This window comes from Mitsuaria sp. 7 (assembly GCF_001653795.1).
Classification (GTDB): Bacteria; Pseudomonadota; Gammaproteobacteria; order Burkholderiales; family Burkholderiaceae_C; genus Roseateles.
In genome coordinates this window covers 2896243-2907995 of sequence record NZ_CP011514.1, presented here as the reverse complement: position 1 = coordinate 2907995, position 11753 = coordinate 2896243, and the positions used below count along the sequence as shown (strand labels likewise).

General features: G+C 69.6%; 8 protein-coding genes. 7 read left to right on the top strand and 1 reads right to left on the bottom strand.

Annotated elements, in window-relative coordinates; translation table 11 throughout:
* Positions 1-24: 24 nt before the first annotated feature.
* The 7 genes from ABE85_RS12775 (at position 25) to ABE85_RS12745 (ending at position 11126) form a co-directional block, all read left to right on the top strand.
* Positions 25-2526 carry a glycogen/starch/alpha-glucan phosphorylase gene (locus ABE85_RS12775; RefSeq protein ID WP_067274875.1) on the top strand — a complete coding sequence of 834 codons (2502 nt, stop codon included), beginning with the start codon at positions 25-27 and terminating at the stop codon, positions 2524-2526.
* A gap of 36 nt (positions 2527-2562) precedes the next feature.
* Entirely contained in the window at positions 2563-4515 is a 1953-nt protein-coding gene (gene glgB, locus ABE85_RS12770) for a 1,4-alpha-glucan branching protein GlgB (protein WP_067274872.1), read from the top strand.
* 40 nt (positions 4516-4555) lie between these two features.
* Positions 4556-6733 carry a glycogen debranching protein GlgX gene (gene glgX / locus ABE85_RS12765; RefSeq protein WP_067274867.1) on the top strand — a complete coding sequence of 726 codons (2178 nt, stop codon included), beginning with the start codon at positions 4556-4558 and terminating at the stop codon, positions 6731-6733.
* Between the two features lie 55 nt (positions 6734-6788).
* A complete protein-coding gene (gene malQ / locus ABE85_RS12760; RefSeq protein ID WP_067274865.1) occupies positions 6789-8312 on the top strand; it encodes a 4-alpha-glucanotransferase in 1524 nt (507 codons plus the stop codon).
* A 156-nt stretch (positions 8313-8468) separates the two neighbouring features.
* Complete coding sequence (locus ABE85_RS12755) at positions 8469-9671, top strand: cation:proton antiporter (RefSeq protein ID WP_067274861.1); 1203 nt, start codon at positions 8469-8471, stop codon at positions 9669-9671.
* 134 nt (positions 9672-9805) lie between these two features.
* Positions 9806-10768 carry a hypothetical protein gene (locus tag ABE85_RS12750; RefSeq protein ID WP_067274858.1) on the top strand — a complete coding sequence of 321 codons (963 nt, stop codon included), beginning with the start codon at positions 9806-9808 and terminating at the stop codon, positions 10766-10768.
* On the top strand, positions 10725-11126 hold the full coding sequence (locus ABE85_RS12745; protein ID WP_067274855.1) for a VOC family protein: 402 nt from the start codon (positions 10725-10727) through the stop codon (positions 11124-11126). The genes ABE85_RS12750 and ABE85_RS12745 overlap by 44 nt, the downstream gene beginning before the upstream one ends.
* Here the strand turns inward: ABE85_RS12745 and ABE85_RS12740 are convergent.
* Positions 11123-11599: a hypothetical protein gene (locus ABE85_RS12740; protein WP_157522323.1), complete on the bottom strand. Its 477-nt coding sequence runs from the start codon at positions 11597-11599 to the stop codon at positions 11123-11125. The genes ABE85_RS12745 and ABE85_RS12740 overlap by 4 nt on opposite strands.
* Between the last annotated feature and the right edge of the window lie 154 nt (positions 11600-11753).

Here is an 11753-nt window from a genome sequence, read left to right as displayed (position 1 = left end):
AGGGCTTGATGGATACTTGGCGCCATGACCACCGACTCCCCTGACCGGGTCGCCGCCTTCGAGCAGGCGCTGCGACGCGAATCCCCCCTGGCCAGTCCCGCCGCTGTGGCGGCCGCTGCGGTCGCCGCCGTCGCGTCCGTGGGCGCCACGGGTGCCGACCTGCACGCGATGATGCGCGCCGCCGCCGGCGCCTGCCGCGAGTTGCTGGACCGGCGCTGGGCGTCGACCCAGGCCGCCGACGCCGCGCGCGGCGCGACAGCCGAGGTGCGCCGCGTCCACTACCTGTCGATGGAATTCCTGATGGGGCGCGCGCTCGGCAACGCGCTCGCGGCGCTGAAGCTGGAGGAGCCCGTGCGTGCGGCATTCTCCGCGCAAGCCGGCGAGGGTCAGTCCTTGCCCGACGTGCTGGAGCGCGAGAGCGATGCCGCGCTGGGCAACGGCGGGCTGGGCCGGTTGGCGGCCTGCTTCCTCGATTCCTTCGCGGAACTGGGCCTGCCGTCCTTCGGCTACGGGCTGCGGTATCAATACGGGATGTTCGCGCAGGGCATCCGGGACGGCCGCCAGGTCGAGTCGCCCGACGACTGGATGGCGCTGGGCAATCCCTGGGAAGTGCCGCGTCCCGAGTGCCGCTATCCGGTGGGCTTCGGCGGCCATGTCGAGGTCGACCCCAGCGGCGCTCGCCGCTGGTGGCCGACCGAGCACCTGATCGCGCAGGCCTACGACTTCATCGTGCCGGCGCACCACAGCGAGCGCGTGTCGACGCTGCGCCAATGGCACGCGCAGGCCGCGGCCCCCATCGACTTCGCCGCCTTCTGCCGCGGCGACCACCACGGCGCGGCCGCGCATCGGGTCGCGGCGGATTCGCTCAACTGGGTGCTCTATCCCGACGACAGCACCGAGGCCGGCCGCCGACTGCGCCTGAAGCAGGAGTTCTTCCTGGTGAGCGCTTCCATGCAGGACCTGATCGCGCGCCACCTGCGCGAGACCGGCACGCTCGCGGGCCTGGGACGCGCCAACGCGATCCACCTGAACGACACGCACCCGGCGCTCGCGCCGGCGGAGCTGATGCGGCTGCTGCTGGACGACCACGGCCTGGGCTGGGACGAGGCCTGGGTCATCACGCGCGAGGCGGTCAGCTACACCAACCACACGCTGATGCCGGAGGCGCTGGAGACCTGGCCGGTCCGCCTGTTCGAGCAGCTGCTGCCGCGCCACCTCGAGATCGTCTACGAGATCAACCACCGCTTCCTGGAGACCGTGAAGGCGCGCTTCCCCGGCGACGTCGACCTGCTGCGCCGCGTCTCGCTGATCGACGAGGGCGACGACCGCGGCAACGAGCGCCGCGTGCGCATGGCCGCGCTGAGCATCGTCGCCTCGCACCGCGTGAACGGCGTGGCCGCGCTGCATTCGGACCTGATGGTCAAGACCATCTTCGCGGACTACGCGCGCCTCTTCCCGGGCCGCTTCCACAACGTCACCAACGGCGTGACGCCGCGCCGCTGGCTGCAGCAGGCGAACCCGGGCCTGTCGGCGCTGCTGGACGAGCGCATCGGCACCGGCTGGCGCCGGCGCCTGGACGAGCTGGAACAGCTCCGTCCGCTGGCCGCCGACGTCGGGCTCGGCGAGGCGCTGCTCGCCGTCAAGCGCGTCAACAAGCAGCGCCTGGCCGCACGCGTCCAGCGCGAACTCGGTGTGACGATCAACGTCGACAGCCTGTTCGACGTCCAGATCAAGCGCATCCACGAGTACAAGCGCCAGCTGCTGAACCTGCTCCACGTGATCAGCCGCTATCAGGCGATCGTCGCCAACCCGACGGCGGACTGGGTGCCGCGCACCGTGGTGATCGCGGGCAAGGCCGCGTCGGCCTACGTGACGGCGAAGGCCATCATCGAGCTGGCGCATGACGTCGCGCGCGTCATCGACAACGATCCTCGCGTGGGTGACAAGCTCAAGCTGGTCTTCCTGCCCAACTACGGCGTGTCGCTGGCCGAGGTCATCATCCCCGCCGCCGACCTGTCCGAGCAGATCTCCACCGCCGGCACCGAGGCGTCGGGCACGGGGAACATGAAGTTCGCGCTCAACGGCGCGCTGACGATAGGCACCTGGGACGGCGCCAACATCGAGATGGCGCAGGCTTTCGGCGAGCGCAACATGTTCACCTTCGGCCTGAAGACGGAGAAGGTCGAGGCGCTCAAGCGCGCGGGCTACGAGCCGCGCCGCGTCGTCGAGCAGAACCCCGCGCTGTTCGACGTCATCGACGCGATCGCGCGCGGCGAGTTCTCGCAAGGCGATCCCGGCCGCTACCGCACGCTGATCGACAAGCTGCTCGGCGAAGACCAGTACCTGCTGATGGCGGACTTCGCCGACTACCTGCGCGCGCAGCGTGAGGTCGACGCGCTGTTCCGCGACCCGGCGGCCTGGCACCAGCGCGTGGCGCTGAACATCGCCGGCATGGGGATGTTCTCGTCGGACCGCACGATCGAGGAGTACGTCGATCGCGTCTGGTCGGTGAAGAGGCTGGGCTGAGGCCTGGACTGAACCACGAACGAGAGGCCGCCTTCGATGACGACGCTGCTGCCCGACGCCGATCTCGCGCTGCTCGCGCGCGGCGGGCATCCGCGTCCCTGGCTGTGGCTGGGCGCGCATCCCGTCGTCGTGGCGGGCGAGTCCGGCGTGCGTTTCGCCGTGTGGGCGCCGCGGGCGTCGCGCGTCGCCGTCGTCGGCGACTTCAACGGCTGGTCGGGCGCCGCGCATCCGATGCGCCGTCGCGATGAGCATGACGCCGGCATCTGGGAAGTCTTCGTGCCGGCCGCATCGCAGGGCCAGTTCTACAAGTACGAGATCACCGGGCCGGACGGCACCGTGCTGCCGCTGAAGGCCGATCCCTACGCGTTCCGCGCGCAGCTGAGGCCGGACAACGCGAGCATCATCGAAGGACTGCCCGCGGCGCATCCGTTGCCGCCAGGGCGCGCCGCGCTCAATCGTCGCGACGCGCCGGTGAGCGTGTACGAGGTCCACGCGATGTCGTGGCGTCGGGACGACCTCCGCGAGGGCGCAGGCGATGGCGGCAATGGCGCGTTTCCTGATTGGGACTTCCTTGCGCGCGAGCTCCCGCCGTACGTGGCCGGGCTCGGCTTCACGCATGTGGAGCTGATGCCGATCACCGAGTTCCCTTTCGACGGCTCATGGGGCTACCAGACGCTGGGCCTGCATGCGCCGACCGCGCGGCTGGGCGCACCCGACGGCCTGCACCGCTTCGTCGACGCCTGCCATGCGGCCGGACTCGGCGTACTGCTCGATTTCGTCCCGGCGCATTTCCCCGAGGACCCGCACGGCCTGGCGAAGTTCGACGGCACGCCGCTCTACGAATACGCCGACCCGCGCGAGGGCTGGCACCGCGACTGGCACACGCTGATCTACGACTTCGGCAAGCCGCAGGTGCAGCAGTTCCTGTGCGGCGCCGCGCTGTTCTGGGCCGAGCGCTACGGCGTCGACGGCCTGCGCGTCGACGCGGTCGCGTCGATGCTGTACCGCGACTACTCGCGCCCTCAGGGCGAGTGGATCCCCAACATCCACGGCGGCACGGAGAACCTCGAGGCCATCGCGCTGTTCAAGCGCCTCAACGAGGTGCTCGGCCGCGAGGCGCCCGGCGTGATCACGATCGCCGAGGAGTCGACCGCGTTCCCGCTCGTGTCCGCGCCGACCTCGGTCGGCGGCCTGGGCTTCCACTACAAGTGGAACATGGGCTGGATGAACGACACGCTGCACTACATGCGCGAGCAGCCCATCCACCGCTCGTGGCATCACGAGAAGATGAGCTTCGGCCTGGTCTACGCGTTCAGCGAGAACTTCCAGCTGCCGCTGTCTCACGACGAGGTGGTGCATGGGAAGGGATCGCTGCTGTGCAAGATGCCGGGCGAGGGCGGCGATCCCGCCGTCCACGCCGACGCGCAGCGCTTCGCACAGCTGCGTGCGTACTTCGGCTTCATGTGGGCGCACCCCGGCAAGAAGCTGCTGTTCATGGGCCAGGAGTTCGCGCAGCGCGACGAGTGGAACTTCGAACGCGCGTTGCCCTGGGACCTGCTCGGCGATCCGCGCCATGCCGGCGTGCAGCGGCTGATCGGGGACCTCAACCGGCTCTATCGCGACTGGCCCGCGCTGCATCGCCTCGACGGCGAGCGCGATGGCTTCGAGTGGTTGGTCAAGGACGATCTGCAGCATTCGGTCTTTGCGTGGGTCCGGCGCGGCGGCGAGGGAGCGGAACGGGCCGGCGTCGTCGCAGTCAGCCACTTCACGCCGATCACGCGCGTCGACTACCGGCTGCCATTGCCGCACGGCGGCCGCTGGCGCGTGGTGCTGAACACCGATGCGGCGATCTATGGCGGCAGCGATGCCGCCGTCGACGGCACCGTCGGCGCAACGGATCCGTCGCATCCGTTCACCGCGCCAGACGACGACCCCACCATCACCTTGACGCTGCCGCCGCTGGCGACGATCTTCCTGGTGCCGGCCTGAGCCGGCGACGACCTCTCCACCTCTTCCCGCGACGTTTCGAATGAGCGCTCCTTCCGTCCTGTCCGCATCGCCGGCGCCTGGCCGCCATGAACCGCTGGGCGCCACCGTCCGCGACGGCGGAGTCAACTTCGCCGTGTTCTCCGCGCATGCGTCGCGCGTCGAGGTGTGCCTCTACGACGAAGCCGGCACGACAGAACTGGCGCGCCATGCGCTGCACGGTCCGGTCGACGGCGTGTGGACCGGCTTCCTCTCGGGCGTGCAGGCAGGTCAGCGCTATGGCCTGCGCGCGTACGGCCCGCACGCGCCGCGCGAGGGCCATCGCTTCAATGCCGGCAAGTTGCTGCTGGATCCGTATGCGCGCGAGATCGTCGGCGAGTTCCGCAACCTGCCCGAAGACCACGGTTATCCCTTCGGTCACGCCGACGGCCCTTTCGCGCTGGACGAGCGCGACAACGGCGCGACCGCGCTGAAGGCGCGTGTCGCCGCGCCGCTCGCCGGCCCGAGCCCGCGTGCGAGTGCGCCGCGTCATGCGCCGCAGGACGTCGTGCTCTACGAAGTCCACGTGAAGGGCTTCTCGATGCGCCATCCGGAGATCCCGGAGGCGCTGCGCGGGAGCTACGCCGCGCTCGCGCATCCGGCCGCGATCGCGCATTTCAAGCGGCTCGGCGTGACCACGCTGTCGCTGCTGCCGGTGCAGTTTGCCGTCGACGAGCCGCATCTCTTCGGCACCGGCCTGCGCAACTACTGGGGCTACAACACGCTGGGCTTCTTCGCGCCCGATCCGCGGCTGGCCTCCGCCGCGGTGCGCCACGACCCCACCGCCGTCGTCGCCGAGTTCCGCGCGATGGTCCAGGCGCTGCACGAGGCCGAGCTCGAAGTGGTGCTCGACGTCGTCTACAACCACACCCCCGAAGGCAACGAATGGGGCCCGACGCTCTCGCTGCGCGGGCTCGACCAGAAGAGCTACTACCGGCTGCAGGCCGACGATCCCTCGCGGATGGAGAACCTCACCGCCTGCGGCAACACCGTCAACGTCGAGCATCCGCGCGTGGCGCAGCTGGTGCTGGACTCGCTGCGCTTCTGGGTCGGCGAGATGGGCGTCGACGGCTTCCGCTTCGACCTCGCGCCGGTGCTCGGGCGCACGGCCGCGGGACACGATCCGCAGGCGGCGTTCTACACGGCGCTGCGGCAGGACCCGCTGCTCTCGCAGGTCCACCTGATCGCCGAGCCCTGGGACGCCGGTCCGGACGGCTATCAGCTCGGGCGCTTCCCGGGCCGCTTCATGGAGTGGAACGACAAGTTCCGCGATGCGGCGCGCGGCTTCTGGCTCGGTCACGGTCCGGACGGCCAGGCGGTCACCCGCGGTGAGTTCGCGCGGCGCTTCACCGCCTCGAGCGACGTCTTCCATCCGCAAGGGCGGGGCGACGAGTGGCGGCAGCGCTCGCCGCTCGCGGCGGTCAACTTCCTGGCCGTGCACGACGGCTACACGCTGAACGACCTCGTCAGCTACAGCCGCAAGCACAACGAGGCCAACGGCGAGGACAACCGCGACGGCCGCGACGGCGAGCTCTGCGGCAACTTCGGCGTCGAGGGGCCGACCGACGACCCCGCCATCCGCGAGGCCCGCGAGCGCGCCCGCCGCGGGATGCTCGCGACGCTGCTGCTGTCGCAGGGCACGCCGATGCTGTACTCGGGCGACGAGTTCGGCAACGGGCAGGGCGGCAACAACAACGCGTACTGCCAGGACAACGAGATCGGCTGGCTCGACTGGCCGCAGGCCGACGAGGCGCTGATCGCCTTCACCGCCGAACTGACGCGGCTGCGACGCGCGCATCCGCTGCTGCGTCATGCCCAGTGGTTTACAGCGCCGGGCTGCGTTCCCGAACCTCCTCCTGCGCAGGGCGCCGCTACCTTGCGATGGTTCCATCCCGATGGCCATGAGATGCGCGAGCACGAGTGGAACGACGGCTGCCAATCCACCGTGGCCGCGCTGCTGGGCGACGGCCGCGAGCGCCTGCTGCTGCTCGCCAATCCCGATGCGCAGGCCGTGCGCTTCGCCTTGCCCGCGGCGGGCGAGGGCAGGGGCGAGGGCGCTCCGCCCTGGCGGTTGCTGATCGACAGCAGCGGTGAACTCACCCCGATGCCATTGAGCGACGATGCGCTCATCGCGCCGGCGCGTTCGCTGCTGCTGTGCGCCGCGCCGTCCTCTCTTTCCTGATACTTCGAACACCGACCCCAACACCGACCCCAATACCGACCCCTCGAGCGACACCATGACGATCGATCTCAACAAGCGCCAATCCGGCGTGCTGCTGCACATCACCTCGCTGCCCGGCCCCAACGGCGCCGGCGACTTCGGCCCCGAGGCCTTCCATTTCGTCGACTGGCTGCAGTCGGCCGGCCAGGCGATCTGGCAATGGCTGCCGAGCACGCCGATCGGCCCCGGCGAGAGCCCCTATCAAGGCGTGTCGGCCTTCGCGGGCAACCCGTGGATGGTGGCCTTCGAGCCGCTGGTGGAGAAGGGCTGGCTCGCGCTGCCCGCGCTGCCGCAAGGCGGTTTCGATGCGAAGCGCGTCGAGTACGCGAAGGTCCTCCCGTGGCGCGAGCAGCAGCTGCGCGCCGCCGCGGCCGGCTTCTTCGCGAAGGCCTCGGCGACGGACCGCGCCAGCTACGAACTCTGGTGCGAGTCCCAGCGCGACTGGCTGCAGGACTACGCGCTCTTCATGGCGGTCCGCTCGTCGCGCAACGGGCAGGCGTGGTGGGAATGGCCGCGCGATCTGGCGTCGCGTGAACCGCGCGCGCTGGACACCGCCCGCGAGCAGTACGCCGACGAGGTCGCCTTCTGGCAGTTCGTGCAGTGGAGCTTCGACGTCCAGGTCGGCGCGCTGAAGACCTACGCGAACGCGCGCGGCGTGCACATCATGGGCGACCTGCCGATCTTCGTCGCGCACGACAGCGCCGACTGCTGGGCGCGCCCCGACCTGTACGAGTTCGACGAGAACTTCCAGACCACGGTCGTCGCCGGCGTGCCGCCCGACGCGATGGCCGCCACCGGCCAGCGCTGGGGCAACCCGATGTACCGCTGGGACAAGATGGCCCACGAGCACTTCGCGTGGTGGACCGCGCGCGTGAAGCGCATGCTCAGCTCGGCCGACGTGTTCCGCATCGACCACTTCCGCGGCTTCGCGGCCTACTACGAGATCCCCGCCGACAGCCCCGACGCCACCCGCGGCGTCTGGAAGACCGGTCCGGGCAAGTCGCTGTTCGATGCGATCGCGAAGTCGCTGGGCACGCTGCCCATCGTGGCGGAGGACCTGGGCTTCATCACGCCCGACGTCCACGAGCTGCGCAACGCGCTGGACTACCCCGGCATGAAGATCCTGCAGTTCGGCTTCGGCGGTGACGGCGGACACGAGTTCCTGCCGCACAACTGGCCGCGCGCAGCGGTCTGCTACACCGGCACGCACGACAACGACACGGTGCGCGGCTGGTGGAACCAGGCCAGCGCCCATGAGCGCGCCTACGCCGCCGCCTATCTGCCCGCCGGCGACCACGACATCCACTGGGCCATGATCCGCGCCTGCGCGAACTCGGTGGCCAACGTCGCGGTCTATCCGCTGCAGGACGTGCTCGGGCTGGGCAGCGAGCACCGGATGAACATCCCCGGCGTGCTCGGCGGCAACTGGGAATGGCGCTTCACCTGGGACATGGTCGGCGCCGAGCCGGGTCGCGTGCTCGGCCTGATCGCCGCTACCAGCGGGAGAGCCCCTATTGCCGGAGCCGGACTGCCGGAGTGAAATGCTCTGAAACCGCTTTCATGACTGCCTAGGGAAAGCGAGAGCGGTGCTTGCGGGGGCTCGCCCCCCACAATGAGATTCCAAAGAGACAACGTTGTCATCGATCGGCCGGGCGCGCTTGCGCACCGGAAGGCGGACAACGCAGAGGAGCCGACCATGAGCACGACCGAGATCTTCCTGATCGCCATGGCGATCATCTTCACCGTCCCCTACCTGGTGTGGCGGCTGGGGGGCACGGACTACTTCGCCCCGCTGGTCGTGGTGCAGATCATCACCGGCATCCTGCTCGGTCCCGGCGTGCTCGGCCGGGCCTTCCCCGACTACTACCAGTTCGTCTTCAACCCGGCGGTCGTGCAGTCGCTCAACGGCGTGGCCTGGTGGGCGGTGATGATCTTCGTGTGGATCGCTGGCATCGAGCTTGACCTGAAGAAGGCCTGGGCGCATCGCGTCGAGAGCGGCATCACGGCGGGACTGGCCTTGGGCGTGCCCATGGTGTTCGGCTCGGCCGCGGCGGTGGTGCTGCTGGGCATGGGATCGCAATGGATGGGGCCGCAGGCGCACACCTGGCAGTTCGTCGTCGGCGTCGGCATGGCCTGCGCGGTGACGGCGCTGCCCATCCTGATCCTGCTGATGGAAAAGCTGGAGATCCTGCGCCAGCCGATCGGCCAGCGCATCCTGCGCTACGCCAGCCTGGACGACATCCTGATCTGGGGCGTGCTGGCGGTGATCCTGATGGACTGGTCGCGCGTCGGCAAGCAGGTGCTGTTCCTGGCCGCGTTCGCTGTGGCGACGGTGCTGTTCCGGCGGCTGATGCGCGCCATCCCGGCGCGGGATCGCTGGTACGTGGGCCTGATCTGGCTCGCGGTCATCGCGTTCGGCGCGGACTGGTCGGGACTGCATTACATGGTCGGTGCTTTCCTGGCCGGGGTCGTGATGGATGCCGAGTGGTTCGAGCAGCAGCAGATGGACGCGCTGCGCCATCACGTGCTGCTGGTGGTCATGCCGGTCTTCTTCCTCAGCACGGGCCTGCGCACGCAATGGGGGCTGGAGGGCGGCGTGGTGTTCGCCGCGGCGGCGCTGCTGCTGGCGGCCTCGGTCAGCGGCAAGCTGCTGGGCACCCACCTGGCCGGTCGCATCCTGCGATGGGCGCCCGGCGAGGCCGGCATCATCGGCTGGCTGCTGCAGACCAAGGCGCTGATCATGATCATCTTCGCCAACGTGCTGCTGGACAAACAGATCATCACCCACGAGACCTTCACCGCGCTGCTGCTGATGGCGGTGGGCTCGACGATGCTGACGGTGCCCGTGGTGGCGCCGCGCCTGGCGCGGATCAAGGAGCTGGTGTTCCGCGCGAGTTGATCGGCGGTTCACGTCGTCCGGGCCGGGAGGTCCTGTCGGCGGAGCCGGAAGGACCGAAGGCAGGGGGAAGGTCGCGCGTCGACTAGGGCGGCGCGCGCGGCACGGTGTCGCGATGCGTCATGAGGTCGCCCGCCATGCTCTCCTTCCTTGGTTCGCTTCATCTGGGCGAAACGTTCAGCGGGCGCTCCCACGCCCACGCCCACGCCCACGCCGACGGCGCACGTCCGGACAACACCGGGGGCGCGTTGACGCGGAGGGAGGCGCTGCACCTCTTGAGCGACATCGTCGAGACGTTGGCGACACGTCCCTCCATGGCCTCGCCCGGCCGGCTCTTCGCGCCGGACATGCTCGCCCACCTGGGCGACCTGCTGGAGAGCCGGCACGACGCACAGTGCCCGCTGACGTGGAGCGAAGGCCATGAGCGCAGCCCCCGCATCGGCTGCGATGTGGTGCTGTTGTTCACCCATGTACTGTCCCAGGGATTCAGGAGCTCCCAGGAGGTGTTGACGGCGTTGACGACGCACCACGGCGGCCGCGCGCCGTTCCTGCTGCGTCTGGCGTCAGCGGCCGTGCACGACCTTCCTCTGTCGGTGGCGATGTGCGAGCTGCTGACGGAGTTCAGCCATGCGGTTGGGCGGGCCGCGTTGATCGAGGCGCTGCTCACGCTCGACAGTCCGACGGGGATGAGGGCCAAGTACACCAGCTTCCTGGGACTGCTGATCGGCGACGGCGTGGGAGAGGGCGTCGCCGACGGCGCGGTCTACGCCATCGGCCGGCTGGACGACGAGCGTCTGCTGCCGGATCGCGGCCAGGTGGTGCATTGGCGCTCGCACTGGGGTTCGCGCAGGCGATGGGAGAAGCAGGAGCGCTTCGTCCAGCTGTGCAAGGACCTGCGACAGCGGCCGCACTGGCCGCCGCCGGCCCGTCCGACGCTGTCGTTCACGGCCATGTCCGATCGCCTGGCGGCCATGTCCGATCGCCTGGCGGCGATGCTGGGCGAACTGTCCGGACGATCGCGCAGAATCGCGGCGTTGTCGACTGACGGGAGCTGCCTTGATCGATCACCTCGACCACCTGGTCCTGACCACCGCCGATGAGGCGGCCTGCATCCGCTTCTACACCGAGGTGCTGGGCATGCGGCTGGAAAGTTTCGTGGGCGGCACGCCGCCGGTCACGCGTCAGGCCTTCCTATTCGGCCAGCAGAAGATCAACCTGCATGTGAAGGGCCGGGAGTTCGAGCCCAAGGCGCATACGCCGGTGCCCGGCGCGCTGGACCTCTGCTTCATCGCGTCCGTGCCGCTTGAGCAGGTGATCGACCGCCTGGCTGCGCAGCAGGTGTCCATCATCGAGGGACCGGTGATGCGCACCGGTGCGACCGGGAAGATCCGCTCGGTCTACGTGCGGGATCCCGACCTCAATCTCATCGAGATCTCGGAACTCGCGCCAGCGTCCTAGCGCGCCAGCATCGCCGCGTGCGCCAGCGTCGGCATGTGCGACAGCATCGAGGTCGGCGGCACCATCGCGGCCTGCGCCGCGGCGCTGACGACCACCGCGGCCGTCGCCGACCACGGCAGCCCGACGCGGGCCTCGGACAGCAGGCGGGCCGGCACCTCCATCAGGTGGGGGACGATGCTCAGCGATTCGTCCGCGCGGGCGAGTTCGATCTCTTGCGCCGACATGCCCACGAACACATGCGCGAAGCCCTGCTCGATGGCATCGAGCGCCGCCTCCGTGGCCCGGCGCCAGCGCTTCACCGCGGCGACGTCGGCGCGTGACGCGGACTCCGGGACCGCCCAGCGCGTGTCGCCGCCCGTCACCGCGCTCGCGGCGTTGAACGCGTCCACCACGCCCGCGGGACCGCCCAGGCGGGCGTCGAGCACCTGCATGGCGATGACGCAGGCCAGCTCGCGCTGGTGGTAGGGGACCATGACTCGTTCCAGGATGACTTCATAGCGGCGCATGACGGGTTCCTCGGTGGCTCGGCGACTGAATGGGAAGATGAGAATACTGGATGAACGTACAGTATTCAATCGCGATCCTGGGGGTAGCTGCCACGCGCTGGCAGGAGGGGATGCCGCATGG

Coding starts and splice junctions, on each gene's coding strand:
- ABE85_RS12775 (WP_067274875.1), top strand. CDS start 25: ATGACCACCGACTCCCCTGACCGGGTCGCCGCCTTCGAGCAGGCGCTG.
- glgB (WP_067274872.1), top strand. CDS start 2,563: ATGACGACGCTGCTGCCCGACGCCGATCTCGCGCTGCTCGCGCGCGGC.
- glgX (WP_067274867.1), top strand. CDS start 4,556: ATGAGCGCTCCTTCCGTCCTGTCCGCATCGCCGGCGCCTGGCCGCCAT.
- malQ (WP_067274865.1), top strand. CDS start 6,789: ATGACGATCGATCTCAACAAGCGCCAATCCGGCGTGCTGCTGCACATC.
- ABE85_RS12755 (WP_067274861.1), top strand. CDS start 8,469: ATGAGCACGACCGAGATCTTCCTGATCGCCATGGCGATCATCTTCACC.
- ABE85_RS12750 (WP_067274858.1), top strand. CDS start 9,806: ATGCTCTCCTTCCTTGGTTCGCTTCATCTGGGCGAAACGTTCAGCGGG.
- ABE85_RS12740 (WP_157522323.1), bottom strand. CDS start 11,599: ATGGTCCCCTACCACCAGCGCGAGCTGGCCTGCGTCATCGCCATGCAG.